The 19211-nt window shown below is 36.9% G+C and carries 23 protein-coding genes and 3 pseudogenes; 16 read left to right on the top strand and 10 right to left on the bottom strand.

Going from position 1 to position 19211, the window contains the following annotated elements; translation table 11 throughout:
• From cpmA to cpmH, 8 genes and pseudogenes are all read left to right on the top strand, one after another.
• The coding region (cpmA, locus tag LGZ98_RS15795; protein ID WP_262978272.1) for a carbapenam-3-carboxylate synthase at positions 1-1280 on the top strand (1280 nt) is incomplete at its 5' end.
• Between the two features lie 2 nt (positions 1281-1282).
• Entirely contained in the window at positions 1283-2032 is a 750-nt protein-coding gene (gene cpmB / locus LGZ98_RS15790) for a carboxymethylproline synthase (RefSeq protein WP_011144585.1), read from the top strand.
• Positions 2033-2045: 13 nt separating this feature from the next.
• Positions 2046-2867 carry a (5R)-carbapenem-3-carboxylate synthase gene (gene cpmC, locus LGZ98_RS15785; protein ID WP_011144586.1) on the top strand — a complete coding sequence of 274 codons (822 nt, stop codon included), beginning with the start codon at positions 2046-2048 and terminating at the stop codon, positions 2865-2867.
• A gap of 76 nt (positions 2868-2943) precedes the next feature.
• Positions 2944-4128, top strand: a complete 1185-nt coding sequence (cpmD, locus tag LGZ98_RS15780) for a carbapenem biosynthesis protein CpmD (protein WP_262978271.1) — start codon at positions 2944-2946, stop codon at positions 4126-4128.
• Positions 4115-4369 carry a carbapenem biosynthesis protein CpmE gene (cpmE, locus tag LGZ98_RS15775; RefSeq protein ID WP_011144588.1) on the top strand — a complete coding sequence of 85 codons (255 nt, stop codon included), beginning with the start codon at positions 4115-4117 and terminating at the stop codon, positions 4367-4369. The genes cpmD and cpmE overlap by 14 nt, the downstream gene beginning before the upstream one ends.
• 8 nt (positions 4370-4377) lie before the next feature.
• The gene (cpmF, locus tag LGZ98_RS15770; RefSeq protein ID WP_113041229.1) at positions 4378-5226 is read left to right on the top strand and encodes a carbapenem biosynthesis protein CpmF; all 849 of its coding nucleotides are present in this window, start codon (positions 4378-4380) and stop codon (positions 5224-5226) included.
• Positions 5216-5752 carry a carbapenem biosynthesis protein CpmG gene (cpmG, locus tag LGZ98_RS15765; protein WP_011144590.1) on the top strand — a complete coding sequence of 179 codons (537 nt, stop codon included), beginning with the start codon at positions 5216-5218 and terminating at the stop codon, positions 5750-5752. Before cpmF ends, cpmG begins: the two co-directional genes overlap by 11 nt.
• A gap of 6 nt (positions 5753-5758) precedes the next feature.
• Positions 5759-6298: pseudogene (gene cpmH / locus LGZ98_RS15760) on the top strand (carbapenem biosynthesis protein CpmH); the annotation flags it as partial.
• 164 nt (positions 6299-6462) lie between these two features.
• On the opposite strand, the pseudogene LGZ98_RS24305 reads toward cpmH, so the two are convergent.
• A pseudogene (locus LGZ98_RS24305) lies at positions 6463-6604 on the bottom strand (IS5 family transposase); the annotation flags it as partial.
• A 261-nt stretch (positions 6605-6865) separates the two neighbouring features.
• On the opposite strand from LGZ98_RS24305, the gene LGZ98_RS15750 reads away from it, so the two are divergent.
• Positions 6866-7420 carry a hypothetical protein gene (locus LGZ98_RS15750; protein ID WP_011144592.1) on the top strand — a complete coding sequence of 185 codons (555 nt, stop codon included), beginning with the start codon at positions 6866-6868 and terminating at the stop codon, positions 7418-7420.
• Between the two features lie 222 nt (positions 7421-7642).
• Here LGZ98_RS15750 and LGZ98_RS15745 read toward each other — a convergent pair whose 3' ends face one another.
• Positions 7643-8530, bottom strand: coding sequence for an alanyl-tRNA editing protein (locus tag LGZ98_RS15745; RefSeq protein ID WP_113041227.1), 888 nt, complete (start codon positions 8528-8530; stop codon positions 7643-7645).
• Positions 8531-8882: 352 nt separating this feature from the next.
• On the opposite strand from LGZ98_RS15745, the gene LGZ98_RS15740 reads away from it, so the two are divergent.
• A complete protein-coding gene (locus tag LGZ98_RS15740) occupies positions 8883-9116 on the top strand; it encodes a ribbon-helix-helix protein, CopG family (protein ID WP_229000188.1) in 234 nt (77 codons plus the stop codon).
• Positions 9113-9511, top strand: coding sequence for a type II toxin-antitoxin system VapC family toxin (locus LGZ98_RS15735; protein WP_113025947.1), 399 nt, complete (start codon positions 9113-9115; stop codon positions 9509-9511). Before LGZ98_RS15740 ends, LGZ98_RS15735 begins: the two co-directional genes overlap by 4 nt.
• A gap of 295 nt (positions 9512-9806) precedes the next feature.
• On the opposite strand, the gene glpD is transcribed toward LGZ98_RS15735, so the two are convergent.
• The 7 genes from glpD to gntX form a co-directional block, all read right to left on the bottom strand.
• Positions 9807-11309: a glycerol-3-phosphate dehydrogenase gene (gene glpD, locus LGZ98_RS15730; RefSeq protein WP_113041226.1), complete on the bottom strand. Its 1503-nt coding sequence runs from the start codon at positions 11307-11309 to the stop codon at positions 9807-9809.
• A gap of 240 nt (positions 11310-11549) precedes the next feature.
• The gene (locus LGZ98_RS15725; protein ID WP_112895580.1) at positions 11550-12308 is read right to left on the bottom strand and encodes a DeoR/GlpR family transcriptional regulator; all 759 of its coding nucleotides are present in this window, start codon (positions 12306-12308) and stop codon (positions 11550-11552) included.
• Positions 12309-12325: 17 nt separating this feature from the next.
• Positions 12326-13174 (bottom strand): rhomboid family intramembrane serine protease GlpG, encoded by an 849-nt coding sequence (gene glpG, locus LGZ98_RS15720; protein WP_113041225.1) that lies wholly within the window; start codon positions 13172-13174, stop codon positions 12326-12328.
• Between the two features lie 9 nt (positions 13175-13183).
• Entirely contained in the window at positions 13184-13519 is a 336-nt protein-coding gene (gene glpE, locus LGZ98_RS15715) for a thiosulfate sulfurtransferase GlpE (protein WP_113041224.1), read from the bottom strand.
• Positions 13520-13538: 19 nt separating this feature from the next.
• The gene (locus LGZ98_RS15710; protein ID WP_158536494.1) at positions 13539-13685 is read right to left on the bottom strand and encodes a hypothetical protein; all 147 of its coding nucleotides are present in this window, start codon (positions 13683-13685) and stop codon (positions 13539-13541) included.
• Between the two features lie 86 nt (positions 13686-13771).
• Positions 13772-14347, bottom strand: coding sequence for a Fe-S biogenesis protein NfuA (nfuA, locus tag LGZ98_RS15705; RefSeq protein ID WP_112878442.1), 576 nt, complete (start codon positions 14345-14347; stop codon positions 13772-13774).
• Positions 14348-14406: 59 nt separating this feature from the next.
• Positions 14407-15090: a DNA utilization protein GntX gene (gene gntX / locus LGZ98_RS15700; protein WP_113041223.1), complete on the bottom strand. Its 684-nt coding sequence runs from the start codon at positions 15088-15090 to the stop codon at positions 14407-14409.
• Between the two features lie 39 nt (positions 15091-15129).
• On the opposite strand from gntX, the gene bioH reads away from it, so the two are divergent.
• The 4 genes and pseudogenes from bioH to LGZ98_RS15680 form a co-directional block, all read left to right on the top strand.
• Positions 15130-15906 carry a pimeloyl-ACP methyl ester esterase BioH gene (bioH, locus tag LGZ98_RS15695; RefSeq protein ID WP_113041222.1) on the top strand — a complete coding sequence of 259 codons (777 nt, stop codon included), beginning with the start codon at positions 15130-15132 and terminating at the stop codon, positions 15904-15906.
• A 280-nt stretch (positions 15907-16186) separates the two neighbouring features.
• Complete coding sequence (locus LGZ98_RS15690; protein ID WP_112895583.1) at positions 16187-16519, top strand: type II toxin-antitoxin system RelE/ParE family toxin; 333 nt, start codon at positions 16187-16189, stop codon at positions 16517-16519.
• Positions 16512-16814: a helix-turn-helix domain-containing protein gene (locus LGZ98_RS15685; RefSeq protein ID WP_112895584.1), complete on the top strand. Its 303-nt coding sequence runs from the start codon at positions 16512-16514 to the stop codon at positions 16812-16814. The genes LGZ98_RS15690 and LGZ98_RS15685 overlap by 8 nt, the downstream gene beginning before the upstream one ends.
• Before the next feature lie 39 nt (positions 16815-16853).
• Positions 16854-17201 (top strand): annotated as a pseudogene (locus tag LGZ98_RS15680) (pimeloyl-ACP methyl ester esterase BioH); the annotation flags it as partial.
• Positions 17202-17348: 147 nt separating this feature from the next.
• On the opposite strand, the gene LGZ98_RS15675 reads toward LGZ98_RS15680, so the two are convergent.
• On the bottom strand, positions 17349-17555 hold the full coding sequence (locus LGZ98_RS15675; protein ID WP_113041221.1) for a hypothetical protein: 207 nt from the start codon (positions 17553-17555) through the stop codon (positions 17349-17351).
• 370 nt (positions 17556-17925) lie between these two features.
• On the opposite strand from LGZ98_RS15675, the gene LGZ98_RS15670 reads away from it, so the two are divergent.
• The gene (locus LGZ98_RS15670) at positions 17926-19104 is read left to right on the top strand and encodes an MFS transporter (RefSeq protein ID WP_262978269.1); all 1179 of its coding nucleotides are present in this window, start codon (positions 17926-17928) and stop codon (positions 19102-19104) included.
• Positions 19105-19211 lie beyond the last annotated feature (107 nt).

The following is a 19211-nucleotide window of genomic DNA, read 5'->3' as shown; positions in this document are numbered from 1 at the left end:
TGCTTAGTGATGTGGAAATTTTATTATTAAGTAGAGATAAATTTGGTAATTCCATTATTTCTATAGCAGAAGGAGATTATTGCCTTTTTATTGAGGATAAAAAGGGAAATATAGAAGTAATAACAGAGTCTAGAGGATTAAATTTAGTAAATTTAGTACAGACAGATTTGATTTGGATTACTAATAGTTTGAAGATTGTTGGTAAGGTAGAGGGAGATAAAGCTTTTGATTTCAAACCTGAAAGCGAAGTTATTAAGAACTCACTAAAACCAGATAATTTTTCACCAATAAGAAATGTGTCCAGATTAAAGCCTGGTACAATAAATAAATTAACATTTGATGAACAGAGATATCTTCATTTGGAAGTTGAATATGTAATATCTCCTGTAGAGGAAAATTCTTTTGATATAAAAGAAAGTGTTCTTCTTGAAATAATTGATTCTGATTTGAGAAACTCTATTTCCCGGTTATCTAAAAATAATGAAACTATAGGTGTTCCACTATCAGGAGGGTTAGATTCGAGTTTAGTTACTGCTTTAGCATCAAAGTATTTTGATAAAGTAAAAACATGGTCTATAGGAACAGAATTAAGCAATGAATTTGAATTTTCTAAAATTGTTTCTGATTATCTTGGTACAGAGCACGAAGTTAAAATTCTTAGTGAAGATGAAGTTATATCAGGTGTAGTAAAAGCTATTTATTATAATGAAATATTTGACGGATTATCTTCTGAGATTCAATCAGGATTATTTAATGTTTATGAATTAGCAAAAGGAAAAGTTAATTCATTGATAACAGGATATGGTTCTGATCTATTATTTGGGGGTATATTAGACCCCGAAAAATCCTATATTGAACCAAATAAAATATTGTCTGAGCAAGTTTATAGAACTAAATGGACAGGAGAATTTTCAACTCATGGAGCAGGAAATTATGGGTTGAATGTTTATCATCCATTTTGGACTAATAATCTTATATCTTTATGTCATAATTTGGATCCATACTTTAAAATAAGAGATAACGAAGTTAAAAATATTTTACGAGAGTATGCAAATAGTATAAATATCCTCCCAAAAGAAATAGTGTGGAGAAAAAAAATAGGTATTCATGAAGGATCATCTGTTAATAAATCTTTTGCAACAATGATAGGAACTGAAGTAAATAACTATCAAGATAAAACAAGGTTTAGTTATTCTATATATAAAGAATTTTTGACAGGAAGATTGTCAATTGAGGAAGCAAATTCAACCAAGTTGTGTGAAATCATAAGAAGGAATTAGATATGGTAATAGAAAGAGATTTTAGCTCAATTAGGGTAATTATTCTTAACCATGAAAATAAGCATAATCCATTTAGTGAAAGTTTAGAAAACTCAATTAAAAAATCTTTAATTAAAGCTGATCAAGATGACAATGTTAAAGCCATTGTTGTTTATGGTGGGGAGAATCGTTCTTTTTCTTCAGGGGGAGATTTCAGTGAAGTTAAAAATCTATCAGGAGAAAGTGTGGAACGTTGGATAGATAGAGTGATTGATCTATATTGTGCTGTTTTAAACGTAAACAAACCAACAGTAGCTGCGGTAGATGGTTATGCTATAGGAATGGGATTTCAATTTTCTTTAATGTTTGACCAAAGAATTGTATCAAGTGAAGCTAAATTTATAATGCCTGAATTAAAACACGGTATTGGTTGTTCTGTAGGTGCAGCTATACTTAGTTTTACACATGGACATAATATAATGAAAAAAATTGTATTTGAATGCGAAGAGATTTCATCAGAAATGTGTATTGAATACAATATTGCAAATCAAGTAATAGATAAAGAAATTCTTTTAGAAACAGCAATAGAACGCGCTAATTTACTAGCAACATATCCGAAAACAGCATACTTAAACACAAAAAAATTTATGAACAAAAAATTCGTTGATATCTTGGAAGATAGCAGAAAAGAATCAAAATTAGTTCATAAAAATTCGTTTGGCTCTAGAGATTCTCAAAAGCATTTTAAAAAAGTACTTGGTGAGAAATATTAATAAGGATAATTAAATGAATAAAAATTTACAATGGTCGCCAATAATGAAGTCAGGTTTTGGTGCTAACATTAGTGCAGATGATTTTTTGAAAGTTTCTGCTGAAGAAATTAAAAATCTTCTAATGAGGCAAGGCTTTGTTGTAGTCAATAAAATAAACCTTAATGCTGATGAATTTCGTGATATATACAGCAAATATGGAACAATAGTTGAATATGCAGATGAAAAAATAGATGTTGGTTTTGGGTATCGTGATACATTAAAACTTGAGGGCGAAAAAGGAAAAGTTGTCACTGGACGTGGACAACTCCCATTTCATGCTGATGGTGGGTTATTGTTATCGCAAGTAGATCAGGTTTTTTTATATGCCGCAGAAATAAAAAACATGAAGTTTCGAGGAGCAACTACTGTTTGTGATCATGTTCTTGCATGCAAAGAAATGCCTAAGCATTTATTACATGTTTTAGAAAATGAAATTTTTGAAGTAAGGGTTCTGGAATATGGCTACTATGTAGATGTATCTCCTGCTGGATGGTTTCAAGTTCCTGTATTTACTGACCTTGGATGGGTGAGAAAAATGCTAATATATTTTCCATTCGATGAGGGACAACCAGCCAGCTGGGAGCCAAGAATTATTGGGTTCACAGATGAAGAAACAAAGAGATTTTTTGCTGAGCTTACTGAATTTATGAAAAATCCCCGCTATTATTATAAGCATTATTGGGAAAGAGGTGATTTAATTATAATGGATAACAGAAGAGTTATTCATGAAAGGGAAGAATTTGATGACGATAATATCGTTCGTCGTCTTTACCGTGGGCAAACTGCTGATATTTAAATTCCTCCCCCTTCATAGAAGGGGAGGTAAAAATAAAGTGACATATGAGTTGTTATAACTATAGAAATTACAAATAATGGCTAATAAAAAATCAAACAATAATAAGGTTTTTAAAGACGAAACATCATTGTATTCTAGATATAGTATATCAACCCTTTTTCTTAAGTTTTTTGTAACTTTATTGTTAACAAATAAAATCACAAAAAAAATTTCTTTATGGATGATGAGATTTATTTTAAATAAAAAAAATAAGTTTTTTATTAGGTTTTTAAATGGGGTTTATTTTGGTGGTGAAAGTATAGATGAAGCAAAGGCTAATGTGATTTTTCTATCAAAAAATAATATTCATAGCATATTAGATTATGCAATTGAAGGGAAAAACGACGAAATTTTCTTTGATAATGCGCTAGAGTCAACATTAAAATTAATTGATCTCGCTAGCAAAGAGTCCAATATACCATATGTTGCCATTAAGCCTTCATCACTAGGAGATATTCATCTTTATGAAGAAAAAATGAGAGGTTGGAATTTTTTTGGAGAAAAAATTAATTCTTGGAGTAGGATATTAGAACGTTATGAAAAAATATTTCATTATGCAGAAATTAAATCAGTTAAAGTTATGATTGATGCAGAGCAATCTTGGATTCAGGCAGCAGTAGACAAGATTGTCATAGATAGCATTATTAAACACAATAAAATATTACCTATTATAACATTAACAATACAATCCTACAAAAAAGAATCCATTGATCTTCTGATGTTACTACATAAAATTGCTATTGATAATAACATTAAAGTTGGTATTAAGATTGTTAGAGGAGCTTATTTAGAAGAAGAGATTAAAAATAAAGAAAAATCAATTGGAACATTTTTTTTAAATAAAGAAGAGACTGATTTAAATTATAATTATTTAGTTGAATACATATCAAAAAGAATTGAGTATTTTTATCCTTTTTTTGTAACTCATAATGAAAATAGTATATCAATCATATTAAATAAGAATGAATTAAAAAATAAATCATTTTGGATTGGACAATTGTACGGGATTGGAGATCATATTTCATCAAAATTAGCTTACAATGGTATTAGGACGTGTAAATATTTGCCATATGGGCCAATTGATAAATCATTGCCATATTTATTAAGAAGGATAAATGAAAATGCAGTGGCTTCAGATACCTTTGTTACAGAAAACAGAAAGATAATGAAAGAGATTATTTTAAGATTAAAAAATACGGGAGATAAAAATGGATGTCTTTAAATTAAAAATTGGAAATGATTCTTTTGATATATCATCGAATGAAACGATTTTGAAATGTGCTTATAAGAATGGAGTTAAATTAAAATATCATTGCGCTTCTGGATATTGTGGCAAATGTCAAGTAAAGCTTATTTCTGGTGAAGTTAATTTAGATCATTCTGGTGGAATATCTAGAGATAAAATATCTTCTGGATATATACTGACTTGCTGCTCATACCCGAAAAGCAACATTGAAATATAGGAAAAAAAATGAAATATATTTATTTGTTTTTATTTATAATAATGTCATCAAAAGCATATTCATTTGATAACATGAAACTCAGCTTTGTTGAAGGCGGTGATTTTTACGTTGGTAGTGTGTTTGGCGCTCAAAATTATGAATCTCATTCTAATGTTACATTAAATTCTTTTTATATCATGAAGAATGAAGTTACTTATTCAGAATATAAAGAGGTATATGAATGGGCTATATTAAATGGTTATGATTTTGATGATGGATGTAATGGGTCACATTATGAAGATTGTCTTCCTCCTGAGCAGGATGAAGGCAGGCATCCTGTGACTAGTATTAAATGGTTAGATACCATTCTTTTTTCAAATGCATTAAGTGAGAAATTAAAACTCACTCCAGTATATTTTCAAAAAGGAAATAAAATTATTAGAAAAAAAGACAAAAACTTAGAGATCTTTATAAATACAAACGCTAATGGCTATCGTTTACCTACCTTAAATGAATGGCATGTTGCAGCAAGGGGCGGAGAACCTGCCTTACGATTAGGAAGATATGGATACTATCACTCTGGAAGCAATGATTCTAAGAAGGTGGCATGGTATCCAGAGTTTAATACAAGTAATTTTGGAACACAGGTTGTAGGTAAATTATCTCCAAACGACTTAGATTTATACGATATGAGTGGAAATGTTTCTGAATGGGTCTATGATAGTTATGAACTTGGTACAGTTAAGTTGTACTATTTTTGTGGTGGAAGTTATCTTTCCCATGCAAACAGCTTATCCAGTTGTGATAACCATAGTTCAGGATATATTATGCCAGATGTTGGATTTAGATTAGTTAGGAGCTATTTAAATGAAAAATAAATTTTACCTTATTTTTATTTTACTTTTCTCGTTTGAGGCATTTTCTCATTGCGGAAATAAGGTAAATCTAAAGGATGGAATCAATCTTATAGATTTGAATGGTGATGGAAAAAAAGATGTAATTTTTTATGCCAAATTTGAAAACAATACATCTCATCCAAGTAACACATTAACTGTTTTTATAAAAAATAAAAATGGGAAATTTAATATAGTTCCACTCCCAAATGATACTGGTTTTACTTGGTTTGATTTTAAATTATCTGCTTCTGAAATAAAAATACAAGATTACGAGCTAGGGGTAAAAAATGGAGTTTATTATATTATTTTTTTTCGCAAAAAAAATAATGATGATGACATATTTGGAGAATACCCAGTAGAATTTATTAAATATGATATAAAATATAACAATGAAGTGCCTGGTATTTCAAATTATTATTGGGATTATACTAAATCCTATCTTACAAAGAAAAAATATAAAAATGTTAGTGATGCCATGACAGAATATAATATGGAGTGTAGTTTATGAAATTTTTTTTATTTTTTTTTTTTTGTTTTTTTATCTTTTTTTTGTCATTCAGGAGAAAATGAATCTTTTAGAAAAAAAATACAAAAAAAAATTGACGATAAAATATTATTATGCCTAGGTGAGATTGAATGGCCAGTATCAATTAATGAAGATTCTATATGGGCTAATGCGAACATGGAATCTCTTGTTGATGCTGGATTAGTAAGGTTGGATTTTAAAAGAGGAAAAAATAAATTATGGAATTTAACCAATTTAGGGAAAAAAGAATTTAATAAAAATGGTGATTTTTGTTACGGTAGAATGATGTTAAAAGACATTCTAAATATAAATTACATAAATAAAAAAAGAGGATTTATAGTTTTTAACTACTATGTACACTTATTACCTGAATGGGCTAAGAACAAATCAATAAGGTTTGCATATTCTTATCTAGATAATATTATCACAGGCATTGACAATGAAAAATATCAAATTGAATTTGAAAAATCTGACACTGGGATTATTAAAATAATAAGTGATCCTATTCAACTTGAAATTCTTTACTAATTTTAAGCAATAATAGGGTTCAGAAACAACGGAATAGTACACGCCGTTAAGTAACTATTTAAATTACAGCCTCAATTTTTCAGAAAGATGGTCTGTTGCTTGCGCTGGATCACTCTGTTGATTTTTCTGAGGCATAAATCCGATTTCTAGGTTATGTCCCTCAACTAAATTATGGCCTTAAGAAATAAGCAGATACAACCTAATTTCACCATAGCGTGCTGTCTTTTCATAACGGGTGGCGATGCGACGATGCTCTTTGAGTCGACCAATACATCTTTCTACAACATTTCTTCTTCGATACGTTTCATGGTCGAATTTAACCCGTCCATCTGACCACGCTTTTTCATTTGATTTATAGAGAATTATCACTTTTATTCCCTGACTTTTTAACCGGTTATAAGGGGAGCAATCACTCCCATGCTTCATCAGGAAGGTCGTAATGAGCCATAACATGTTTTTTCCGAAAGTCAGAGCCAGATAGATTATTCTATCTCAGCCTATTGCGGGACACAGCCTAATCATCAGCGGGCCTGTGAGTTAACAACGCTACACTCCCGAGAAGTCACTTTGGCCTTTCCTCGCCTTGAGAATAAAGGATTTTTAGTCTCATCAGGTGAGAAGCGTAATAAGTCTTATACATTGCCGGGTATGTCGTTACCAAGCCCTGAAGAACTTTTCTCTGCTGGAACAATAAATAATATTAATAATAAATTGGACTTACCCCATAAGGAATCTAGCTTGCCTCATTCATATTCAGGTATTCAAATCCACCGAGATGAGTTAGGGCGTCTTGCTCCTTCATCGTTTAGCCTGCCATTTATTGATGACTTAAAGTACATAACATCCGATTTAAGAGAAAAATTGCGAGAAATTGCTAAACCAGCTTATGAAAATCGTCGATTAGATCTAGAACAAATGCAATCGATTATTATGAAACTTTGTCAATCTCACTATATCCGTATTGATGTGTTAGGCATACTACTTAATCGTTCTGCAAAGAATCTCAGACAGCGCCATATAAAACCACTGCTTAATAAGCAGAATCTAATGATGGCATTTCCACAGACACCGAATCATCCCAATCAAGGATATACTGTCAAAGATGTATTACAGAAGGATTGATATTTCTTATGGTAGAACAATAGAGAAGTATTTAATTTATTTATACCCGTTATCTTTCAAGTTGCCTCTTTGTTGGCTGCACTTACTCACCCCGGTTACATAGTTATCTATGCTCCCGGGGATTCGCTCCCTTGCCGTCGCGATGCATCTTGAAATCCATTGGGTATATAGGATAAAACAACCAGCAGAAGATAGAAATAAAGTAGGTCGAGATTCATGACTTTATACTCTGCAATAAGTCGTTACTTGAATAAAATCAGCAGATTCACCGATTTTTATTTCAACATTTACGTCTTTGACTTCATTAATATTATTTATATGTGTGCCTCCGCATGGGATAGTGACTACCTTAGAGTCAATAGTCGATTTCCATAATCTAGTGTCATTAATCTCTTTTGATTTATATTCAATGGTTATTTCCGCACCCTGAGATAACCAATTATTGAGTGTGTTATTAACTTCTCTATTAATTTTATCCAGATTTTCAATTAATATATTTTTATCAAATCCTTTCTTTCTGAGTGATTTACCAAATCGATAAATATCAACGGATCGAAGCTCTGTAATAGAAGATTGGTAAATGGCGGCTTTATCTAAATTATAGTTTCCCAAATCATCGGTATCGTATACTTTGGACCATATATGATGTGTTGCTTTATTTAAAGCAAGGGACATAAAGTGGGCCATAGAGTGTGCAGCACTTACCTTATACCTTGTTTCATCGTTCACAGATAGAGTTACCGTTTTCCCTATGAGGTCTCTTTCTGAAATTCCGTGTAAATCAGGTAAGTAGTGTGCTGGCATAATTTTTTCTGGTGACGTTGCTTGTTTCGTTATTTCCTGGTCTATATATAAATGACCATCAATAAGGCCCGCAGTGTAAACTTTTGTCACAGCAAGTTCTTTATCGCCTATTGAAATTATTCCATTATCATGTAGTTGGTCTGGCCACTTATAGTTCTTCGGGTAGAATGGACTATCTTGGGTTATCAAAAGGGTGCCATCTTCGTATCTCATAAGCCCGATAATGTTGGATTCTAATGTCAGGGTCCCTAGCATAAATGAAGCTTCTGCTTTTAATAGTTGATCAATATTTATATCAGTAGTCATGTAACATCTCGCTAGTTATAATTTTGGGGCATCTATTGCTACCAGATTGTTTGTTAAGTTCATTCCCTAACAATAACTTAACAATTTGTTTTTATTTGAATTTTTATCTAATCAAAGATAGGGTTAAACAGTACCGATATGTATGTAACAGCTTTATTTATAGGTTATTTTAGGTATTGTTGCAAATGGAAAAGTCACATGTTTTAAATGTTTTGTTTACATGATCAATAGATATTTTCAGAGTAAAATCTGTTGATTAGTTATCACAATAATTTTTTGGATCAAAAAATAGACAATCGAACTAATGAGGTATATGATACATATACCTGATATCTGATAAGGGGAAATAAATATGGTTGCTATGGTAAGAATTAATATAGATCTGCCAGAAGAAACAATTAGAAAGCTCGAGATTTTAAAGGAGCGTTCTCCCGATAAGTCACGTGCTGCACAGATCCGGAAAGCAATAGATGCTTACCTTGATGCTAATATTTCAGAACAGAATAACAGTGCTTTTGGTTTGTGGGGGGATAAAAAATTGGATGGGTTGGAATATCAAAATAATTTACGCAAGGAATGGCAATGATTGCTATGAAGTCGTTATTTGATACTAATATATTGATTGACTATTTAAATGGATATGAACAAGCCGCGGAGACATTGAGAAAATATGGAAATAGTCCAGCTATTAGTTGTATAACATGGATGGAGGTTATGGTAGGAGCTAAGAAGCTGGACAAGGATAAAGAAAACGCAACAAGAATCTTTTTAGATAGCTTTGAGATTCTCAGTGTCACGAGTGACGTAGCAGAATGTGCAGTAGTTATCCGACATGAGAAAAAGATAAAGCTGCCTGATGCAATAATCTGGGCAACAGCTCAGCGAAATGGGCGGTTATTGATTACTAGAAACCCTAAAGATTTTAAAGATAATGCTGGTGTTATTCTTCCTTACGAACTGTCTAGCTCAAAAATAGATTAATATTTTTATAGACTTCTTCATGGTATAAAAGAATCAAAAGTATTGTTTATATAAGAATCTTAAAATGTTCGTGGTTAATTGCTCCAACAGGGAACATGAGGCAGTATTTTACACTGAATATATATAATATTTGGCTAATTTATGTGTCAATCAGGAATTGGAAAGATTGATATAACGTTGGAGGGAGAAATTGGATATAAATTCTACGCAATAAAAACCGCGAGAAAAGTTTTAATATTCTCGCGGTAGTCGTGTTTCCTAAACTGGAAGATCAATGATTTTCTGTGAAGAAAAATCAAATCTCAGTATGTGGTTTAGCATTTTCCGCTAACCATGCTGCAATGCGTTGCTTCTGCTCTTCTTTCAGCCACATACCCAGTTTGGTACGGCGCCAGATTGCGTCATCCAGTTCAACAACCCACTCATTATCGACCAGATAACGAAGCTCTGCTTCATACAAACCGTGACCGAAGGATTCACCTAGGTCGGTCAGATTACTGGCACCTTGCAGAATCAGTTCGCTGTTGCTGCCGTAAGTACGCGCATAACGTACAGCAACACCTTCCGGTAACCAGTTGTAACGTTTACGCAATAAACGGGCATAACCATCACGATCGCAGCCTTCCAAGTTACCACCCGGTAACTGACCATTTTTGGTCCAGGCTTTTCCGGCATTGGGATAATATTGCATGAGCTTTTCGGTTGCGTGTTCTGCCAGCTTACGGTAAGTAGTTAATTTACCGCCAAACACAGACAGTAATGGTGCTTTGCCCTGTTCATCATGAATGTCAAGGGTATAGTCGCGCGTAATTGCCTGAGGTGAATCGGATTCATCATCGCACAGTGGACGTACGCCAGAATAGGTCCAGACGATATCGTCACGGCTAAGTTGTTTCTTGAAGTGGTCGTTGTAAACTCTCAGCAGATAATTAATTTCCTGATCGTCAATCTTCGCTTCTTTTGGATCACCTTGATATTCCACATCGGTGGTTCCGATAATGGAAAATTCATCCATCCAAGGAATAACAAATACGATACGGTGATCTTCGTTTTGCAGAATATAAGCTTGCGGCTCATCATGCACTCTTGGCACCACAATATGGCTGCCTTTGATCAGGCGAATACCATAAGGTGATTTCAATTTCAGGCCATCGTCAAAAAATTCTTTAACCCAGGGGCCGGTAGCATTAACCAGACCTTTTGCACGCCAAGTATAGGTCTTACCTGTACGCAGATCTTCGGCTTCAACCATCCAACCCTCTTGTTCGCGCCATGCACGGGTCACTTTTGTTCGGGTACGGACTTCCCCGCCACGTTTTTTGACTTCTTGAGCGTTAAGGACAACTAAACGAGCATCATCAACCCAGCAGTCAGAATATTCAAAGCCACGGACCAATTCTGGTTTCAGAACAGAATTGGCACCGAATTTTAGCCCTTTACTGCCAGGTAGGCTGACACGTTTGCCCAAATTGTCATAGAGGAACAGGCCAATACGGATCATCCATGCTGGACGCAAATGTGGCTGGTGCGGCAGGCGGAAACGCATCGGAAAAGCGATGTGTGGTGCAAGGTTCAGTAAAACTTCACGTTCTGCCAGCGCTTCGCCGACCAAACGGAATTCATAATGTTCCAGATAACGTAAGCCACCGTGGATCAGTTTTGAACTGGCGGATGATGTGGCTTTGGCTAAGTCTTGTGCTTCCAGTAACAGAACAGAAAGCCCCCGGCCAGCAGCATCGGCTGCAATCCCGGCGCCGTTGATTCCGCCGCCGATCACAATCAAGTCTTTAGTCTCCATGCATCCCCCTAAAATGTTCGTAATAGTTCTTTAATGCTCGTTTTCGCTCAAGATTGTAATCAGAAATCGATCAATAGCCAACTATTTGCTAAGAAAAAACATGTTCACGTGATATAGATAACAAATATTACCTTATCCATATGATTTGTATGGTATTAATGAAGAAGCTAAAAGATGGTGTAATTGTGGAACGGCAAGGAGATAGGGGATAGTGCTATCCCCTGAATATAGAAAAAATTCTTAGCAGAGTTCGAGCTGCACGTTATGTTGCTCAATCACTTTCTGGATGCTTGGAGGGGGAAGTTGGTCAGTAAATAGATGATCAATGAGGTTCATGTTACCCAGATTAACCATAGCATTGCGGCCAAATTTAGAATGATCAGTGACTAACATAACACAACGGGAGTTTTCGATAATTGCGCGCTTTATGCGTACTTCATGGTAATCAAATTCCAGTAATGAGCCATCCATGTCAATGCCACTGATGCCGAGAATGCCGTAATCGAGCCGAAACTGGGAGATAAAATCCAGTGTGGCTTCACCGATAATCCCGCCATCACGGGAACGAATCTCCCCACCCGCCAGAATTAAACGAAAGTCTTCTTTTGTCATCAACAGGGTAGCGACGTTGAGGTTGTTAGTGACAATCCGCAGAGCTTTATGATTTAACAATGCGTGAGCAACAGCTTCTGGTGTCGTGCCAATATCAATAAACAGCGTTGCGCCATCCGGGATATGGCTAGCAACGCGTTGTGCAATACGTGCTTTCTCTTCTGACCACATGATTTTGCGATCGTGATAAGCAGTATTAACTGAACTTGATGGCAACGCGGCACCGCCGTGATGCCGCTGTATTTTGTTTTTATCTGCCAAATCGTTCAAATCACGGCGGATAGTCTGGGGGCTGACATTAAAGTGTTCAACCAACTCTTCAGTGCTGACGTAGCCCTGAAGGCGCACCAGCTCAACTATTGCATCATGCCGTTGAGTTTGCTTCACGATAGTCCTCTAAGTTTCTAAAAATGTCGGTTATTATTTTTGAATGTATGACGGTTATCCCATAACGCCATCAGTAAACCGATAATTAAACCGGAGAAATGGGCGGCGTTGGCAATCGATAGCCCAAATGCATCGAAGTATCCAACAATTAGCCAGAAGAGCGAAAAAGTCATCAAACCACGGGGAACACCGATACCACGTTCGGGCGCACGTTCACCGGTTAGCCAGACATAACCAATTAAAGCGTAAACAACACCAGAAAGGCCGCCAAAATGAGAACCACTGAATAATGATTGTCCCCAGCCGCTGAAAACAGCGGAAACAATCATAATGACAAACAGTTTTCCTGTACCGAGGTGCTTTTCTGTTTGTCCGCCAAGATACCACCACCACATGAGATTAAAGATGATATGCAGTAGTGAGAAGTGCAGTAAGCCGTGAGTGACCCAACGCCATAGTTCCATATGTTGGCTATCGTCAGGCCATGCCAGCCAGGACATCACCTGATCATCACCGGCGAATTGCATCCAGAGATAAACAACAATATTTAGGAACAAAACCGTGATGGTTAACGGACCTGCCTGACGACTTAAATATTGCCAATTTAGATTATTGTGGTACTTCAATGGGTGATTCACATCGCCGGATTGCCAACTGGCCGCTTGATAACGTTCATTTAACGGATCACGAGTAAATTGCTCCAGCTCCTGCTGAACCATAGTGAGCTTAGTGTCATCTTCCAGCCACAGCTCGACGTGTTGCCCATCGTGGCCGGGACGCATAGTCAGGTGTACCTGACGGGTTGCCATATAATCGATAAAGGCTTGCGCCAGACGCGGATTTGAAATAGAAATTACACGGATCATGAGGTGTTGTTATGCCGGATTAGGTAAGGAGTCAACAGCGTGAGGATAGTCTCTGCGCCAAGCTTCAAAACCGCCATTAATGCTGTAGACAGCTTCAAAACCCATGTTCAATAAATACTGAGCGGCACTCTGGCTGCTATGACCGTGATAACACATGACCATAACTGGCTGCTCGAAATTGGCCTGTAACATAAATGCATTCAATGTGTCGTTGGTTAAATGAAAAGCGTTACATGCATGACCCGCCCGGAAACTCTGTGGATCGCGGATATCCACCATAATGGCGGATTGATCCTGCCAGTGTTGATAAGCCTGTTCAGGGCTGATGGTTTGAAAATGTTCCATATATATTTTGACTTGCTCTTTAGAACTTATACCCGTTATCTTTCAAGTTGCCTCTTTGTTGGCTGCACTCACTTACCCCAGTCACATAGTTATCTATGCTCCTGGGGATTCGCTCCCTTGCCGTCGCGATGCATCTTGAAATCCATAGGGTATAGAGATTATCCAATTAGGTTATTATTGTAATCATGTTTTCCCGACGATTATCCGAGCGGGAAAATTTGTTATCAGTAATACGTTATCAATAATACGTTATCAATAATAAGAGTGTTCACCGCGTTGATGTTCAGTCAAATCTTTTACGCCTTTTAGTTCTGGGAACATGTTCAGCAACTCTTTTTCAATCCCTTCTTTCAAAGTGACATCAACCATTGAACAGCCATTGCAGCCGCCGCCGAATTGAAGGATAGCAAAACCATCATCCGTGATTTCCATCAGGCTAACGCGGCCACCGTGACCGGCTAACTGTGGATTAATTTGTGACTGCAAAACGTATTCCACACGTTCGACAAGTGGGGAATCATCAGAAACTTTACGCATTTTGGCGTTAGGGGCTTTTAATGTTAGCTGAGAGCCTAACTGATCGGTGACAAAATCAATTTCTGCTTCTTCAAGGAAAGGGGCGCTCAGTTCGTCAACGTAAGCTGACAGTTGATCAAATTTCAATTCAGTATCTGTTGCTTCAACAGCATCAGGCGGGCAGTAAGATACGCCGCACTCAGCGGTAGGTGTGCCTGGATTGATGACAAATACACGAATTTGTGTACCCGGTTCTTGGTTTGCCAGTAATTTGGCAAAATGAGCTTGTGCTGCTTCAGTAATATTAATCATATCATTTGCTCAATAGTTGACTGCTATAGTTGGTTATAATACGCCCATTCTCGTATTGACTACAAGGTTCGACAAATCGCCCAGACCTGTACTGAACGGGCGCCAGCACGAATTAACAAACGGGAAATTTCAGTCATGGTCGCGCCGGTGGTGATCACATCATCAAGTATGGCGACATGTTGTCCCGCAACGGGGCCACAAAGCTGAAATGCTTTCCTGAGATTAATTTTACGCCGTGCTGCCGATAAATTTCTTTGTGGTAGTGTAGCATGCGTCCGCTGTAGAAAGCTTTGCTGGTAATCGCATTGTAGCCATTCTGATAGCTGTTTTGCCATTAATACACTTTGATCAAATCCCCTTTTCCAGCGCCGGCGTCGATGCAGTGGCACACTGAGCAGAATGTTGGGTTTATACCATCGTCCATCACGATAGCCTTGTTGCCAATGTAGCAGAAACAGGCGTGCCAGAACTGACGCAAGTTGTGGGGTGCTGTGATATTTATAGCGACGAATCAGGCCACTCAAGGGTGGGCAATAATCGGTAATCGCTATCATATTCTCCCATAGAGGAGGTTTTTTGAGGCAGCGTCCACAAGGCAGTGAAGGGAGTTCTGAGGGCAGAGCGCAACATGGACACATGTTTGTCAAACGTTTCAGCCGCTTGTGGCAAAAGCTGCATACTCCATGATGTGGAAACCAAAGAGGCTGATGGCATAGCCAACAGTACCCAACCATTGTTAGCATAGGCTTCTTCCTTGATGGCAAATAAAGTTGAGAATAACAATGGCTGATCTGTTTTGGCAGACTTCTGCGGGAGATTCGCGTGATCTTGTGTTGCTGCACGGATGGGGGCTGAATGCAGAAGTTTGGCGTTCCATTGAAATGCGATGCGCTTCGCATTTTCGTTTACATCTGGTGGATTTACCGGGTTATGGCCGTAGCCAGAAATATGGCCCGATGAATCTTGCTGACATGGCGGATGAAGTTTGGCGATATGCGCCTGAAAATGCGCTATGGCTAGGTTGGTCGTTGGGCGGTCTGGTTGCCAGCCGGATTGCCCTTGACCATCAGGATAAGGTTGTCGGATTAATTACCGTGGCTTCTTCACCGCATTTCAGCACAGAAAGTGACTGGCCGGGGATTAAACCGGAAGTCTTGAGCGCTTTCGAACATCAGCTTAGTGAAGATTTCCAGCGCACAGTTGAGCGTTTTCTTGCTTTACAGACATTAGGTACTGACAGCGCCCGTCAAGATGCGCGATTACTGAAATCTGTTGTGCTGGCGCAGCCGATGCCTTCTGTTGAAGTGCTGCATGTTGGCTTGGAAATTTTGCGTACCGAAGATTTAAGGCAGCCTTTGGCTGAGCTTACCATACCGTTCCTGCGGATTTACGGTTATCTGGATGGGTTGGTGCCAAAAAAAATCCTCAACATTCTTGATGAAAAATGGCCGAGTTCAGTTTCAGCCATGATGCGTCATGCCGCTCATGCGCCTTTTATTTCTCATCCAGATGAGTTTGTTGGATTGCTGACTGAATTTGTTAGTAGAGAAGCGCTGTGAGTTTGATGAGTTCTTAAAATAGTAAAGCTTCTCCCGCGTGGATGCGGTGATTCAATTAATTTTTTCGTTGCATAGTAAAAAGCTGCCGCTCTTGTCGGTGAATTGATGCTATAGCGGGCGTTGGTGCTGTTGGTGCGCATAATTTTTTGAGTGATTTTATTGGGAGCACATATCTGTGCTCGTTGCCTATAAATAGATGGCTTGCTTTGCTCATAAAAGTAATCTATTTTGATTACTTTTGGTGTGCATGTTAAGATAGTAAATTAAATGGATTAATTTTATGTTTTCAGCAAACATTATAAGAGCGGCGTTCAAGGAGCTTTCTAAGCTACCTGTTGGTCTCAAAGTTTCAATGATTGAAGCCATAGAAGAATTAGAAGCTGCTGGAACAGATTTAAAAGAGCCTAAAGTTAGAGACATTGGAAACGGGCTTAAAGAGTTAAGAGTGAGTGCTTCTGAGGGTATTGCGAGGGGATTTTTCTTTTTTGCAGTTGGACAACAGTTTTATGTTGTTCATATACTGCAAAAGAAAACCCAAAAAACGCCGAAGAAATCGCTCGATCTAGCAAACCAACGAATGCAAGAAGTTAAACGGAGTCTTAAAAATGTCTGATAATGATTATGATATTATCCCGTTTTCTGAAGCTAAAACGCTTCTTTTGGAAGACGCCGCGACTCTGGAAGCATATAACGATATCCAGATCCGTAAGGCGTTGATGAAACAGCTTAAAGATGCACGTAAAGCGTTACATCTTACTCAACAAGATGTTGCTCAGAAGATTGGCACTCAGAAGCAAAACATTAGTCGTATGGAAAATGGTAAGAGTGTACCAAATCTGGATACTTTAAGCCGCTACGCTGCCGCGCTTGGAGGAAGATTTGTTTTCCAAATGCCTGTAAATCAATAGACTGTATGTGTTTAGTTATGACTTATGACTCTTTGGACCCTTGCTTTACAGACATTAGGCACTGACAGCGCCCGTCAAGATGCGCGATTGCTGAAATCTGTTGTGCTGGCGCAGCCGATGCCTTCTGTTGAAGTGCTGCATGTTGGCTTGGAAATTTTGCGTACCGAAGATTTAAGGCAGCCTTTGGCTGAGCTTACCATACCGTTCCTGCGGATTTACGGTTATCTGGATGGGTTGGTGCCAAAAAAAATCCTCAACATTCTGGATGAAAGATGGCCGAGTTCAGTTTCAGCCATGATGCGTCATGCCGCTCATGCGCCTTTTATTTCTCATCCAGATGAGTTTGTTGGATTGTTGACTGAATTTGTTAGTAGAGAAGCATTGTAAGGTCGATGAGATAACAGATTTTTATTAGCGTGGTTTGAAAAAGTAAATCGTCCGCCGTGTGAATGCGGCGGTTCAATGTTAGTTCTTCTGACGATTAGACAAATCATAGGGATTCAATTTGTTACTAAGAAAGGCAAATTCTACCTTTTAATTCCATATATTTTCCTTGTCCCATCCTGCGGGTATTCCCATTGAATGAGTTAAAATACTTATATAACTGTATTTATTTATAAGATTTTTAAATTCAACTTCGAATTTTTCTGATGGGCTTATCAAAGTCTTAGACATTATTTTTAAAACAATCAATGTAGTATATACCCTATGGATTTCAAGTTGCCTCTTTGTTGGCTGCATTCACTCACCCCGGTCACATAGTTATCTATGCTCCCGGGGATTCGCTCCCTTGCCGTCGCGATCCATCTTGAAATCCATTGGGTATATATGTATTTAAATGATTTTTAAAGACAATAATGAAAGATATTCGGCGATTAAAAAACATAAGTTCCCTCACAATAATAAGATTTTTACTGTAACAGCTAATTTACATATAAAAAGATTATTGCTTATATTTAAATTCTCTCACGGTAAATAAGTAAATATCAACCTAAAGTTTAAAAAGGAGACATTATGGACTATCAACCTCTGGCCAGCTAATATAAAGCTTTAAAAACCAAGGATAGGTGTAAATATTTATTTATACCTATTATCATTTGGATGATAACTGATGAAAAAGTACATTAGTATAGGTGTCCACGAACTTGATACTTATCTTGATTACGCTATCTTAAGCATCATAGCTATATACAGCTTGCATGCTACTCCGTCCGAAATGGGGATATTGGGTGCTTGTTTCGCTGTTCCGTTTTTGGTGGCAAGTGGATTATTCGGCAAGCTGTTTGACAACAGAAATATATTAAGTTGGAGGACATTGCTATTCTTTATTAATGGCATTACCATGCCTTTCCTATCTGTAGCTGATCCAATTATATTTCTTTATGTCATTACATTAATCAAGACAACCTGTCGGTGTGGACTTGGAATATCAAACACAAAATTGAATGTAGATGATAATGAGTCTCAAAGATTTTATGAAATTTATGGATATATAATCAATTTTAGCAGAATAGTCATTCCCTTGTTTGTTGTATATTTAAACACGAATTATGGATTATGGTTTGTCCTGTTATTATCAATGACATTTAACCTAGTCGGTATGTTGACATCATACTTTGATGATACTTTTCGGCTTGATGTAAATGCAAGCGTAAGTTCTGCTGCTGTAGAACGTTTTTCATTCATACAGCAATTGAAAAATAAACCGGATTTATATTTACTTGTTTCGGCTTATACTTTGTCAAACTTAGCCTTTTTTCTTAGTAACGATATGCTCGGTATCTTCTTTGAGAGGATTGGGCAAAATGAAAGTAGCATAGGTTACATAATTTCACTTCTCGGGGTCGGTGGCATAGTAGGAACACGAGTTTCTGGTTGGTTACTTAAAAAATTGTCAGCCAAGAATGTTTTGTTATTTTCCATTATGATTAATTTTGTGGCCTTTTGGGGATTTGGTTTTTTAGACGCAAAAACACATCATTATGTCACATACTATTTGTTGGTTTTCCTTGTTGGTACGGCCTCAGGTGTCACATTTTTCGCAATTAGATACGGTGTAAGAAATGTTATTGGTTTTGAACACGTAGGGAAAGCTACAGGAGATATACAGAAGATTTCATCTGTAGTGGCAATTTTGATGCCAATTATTGGTGGGTATATTGCAAAACTCATCTCTATCGAATTCACTTTTAAATTAACAAGCATCCTGCTTGCGGTGACATTCCTATATTTTTTATTTAAAAAATATAAATTAATTGAGGAAAGAAATAAATATGTACAACCAAAATAAGCTTAGCAATATTGATTTTATCAATGCAAAACACTATGACTTGTACTTGAAAGGAAAAACCAAGTAAACATGGGATAGCAATCTTAACTGGGACTTGGCCGGGAAAA

Origin of the sequence: Photorhabdus kayaii (assembly GCF_025384895.1) — a bacterium.
GTDB lineage: Bacteria > Pseudomonadota > Gammaproteobacteria > Enterobacterales > Enterobacteriaceae > Photorhabdus > Photorhabdus kayaii.
This window is presented reverse-complemented; position numbering and strand designations above follow the sequence as displayed.

What these genes read in the sequence shown, in the direction of transcription:
- cpmB (WP_011144585.1), top strand. Translation starts at nt 1,283, where the DNA reads ATGGTAATAGAAAGAGATTTTAGCTCAATTAGGGTAATTATTCTTAAC.
- cpmC (WP_011144586.1), top strand. Translation starts at nt 2,046, where the DNA reads ATGAATAAAAATTTACAATGGTCGCCAATAATGAAGTCAGGTTTTGGT.
- cpmD (WP_262978271.1), top strand. Translation starts at nt 2,944, where the DNA reads ATGGCTAATAAAAAATCAAACAATAATAAGGTTTTTAAAGACGAAACA.
- cpmE (WP_011144588.1), top strand. Translation starts at nt 4,115, where the DNA reads ATGGATGTCTTTAAATTAAAAATTGGAAATGATTCTTTTGATATATCA.
- cpmF (WP_113041229.1), top strand. Translation starts at nt 4,378, where the DNA reads ATGAAATATATTTATTTGTTTTTATTTATAATAATGTCATCAAAAGCA.
- cpmG (WP_011144590.1), top strand. Translation starts at nt 5,216, where the DNA reads ATGAAAAATAAATTTTACCTTATTTTTATTTTACTTTTCTCGTTTGAG.
- LGZ98_RS15745 (WP_113041227.1), bottom strand. Translation starts at nt 8,530, where the DNA reads ATGACTACTGATATAAATATTGATCAACTATTAAAAGCAGAAGCTTCA.
- LGZ98_RS15740 (WP_229000188.1), top strand. Translation starts at nt 8,883, where the DNA reads ATGGTTGCTATGGTAAGAATTAATATAGATCTGCCAGAAGAAACAATT.
- LGZ98_RS15735 (WP_113025947.1), top strand. Translation starts at nt 9,113, where the DNA reads ATGATTGCTATGAAGTCGTTATTTGATACTAATATATTGATTGACTAT.
- glpD (WP_113041226.1), bottom strand. Translation starts at nt 11,309, where the DNA reads ATGGAGACTAAAGACTTGATTGTGATCGGCGGCGGAATCAACGGCGCC.
- glpG (WP_113041225.1), bottom strand. Translation starts at nt 13,174, where the DNA reads ATGATCCGTGTAATTTCTATTTCAAATCCGCGTCTGGCGCAAGCCTTT.
- glpE (WP_113041224.1), bottom strand. Translation starts at nt 13,519, where the DNA reads ATGGAACATTTTCAAACCATCAGCCCTGAACAGGCTTATCAACACTGG.
- nfuA (WP_112878442.1), bottom strand. Translation starts at nt 14,347, where the DNA reads ATGATTAATATTACTGAAGCAGCACAAGCTCATTTTGCCAAATTACTG.
- gntX (WP_113041223.1), bottom strand. Translation starts at nt 15,090, where the DNA reads ATGCTAACAATGGTTGGGTACTGTTGGCTATGCCATCAGCCTCTTTGG.
- bioH (WP_113041222.1), top strand. Translation starts at nt 15,130, where the DNA reads ATGGCTGATCTGTTTTGGCAGACTTCTGCGGGAGATTCGCGTGATCTT.
- LGZ98_RS15690 (WP_112895583.1), top strand. Translation starts at nt 16,187, where the DNA reads ATGTTTTCAGCAAACATTATAAGAGCGGCGTTCAAGGAGCTTTCTAAG.
- LGZ98_RS15685 (WP_112895584.1), top strand. Translation starts at nt 16,512, where the DNA reads ATGTCTGATAATGATTATGATATTATCCCGTTTTCTGAAGCTAAAACG.
- LGZ98_RS15675 (WP_113041221.1), bottom strand. Translation starts at nt 17,555, where the DNA reads ATGCAGCCAACAAAGAGGCAACTTGAAATCCATAGGGTATATACTACA.
- LGZ98_RS15670 (WP_262978269.1), top strand. Translation starts at nt 17,926, where the DNA reads ATGAAAAAGTACATTAGTATAGGTGTCCACGAACTTGATACTTATCTT.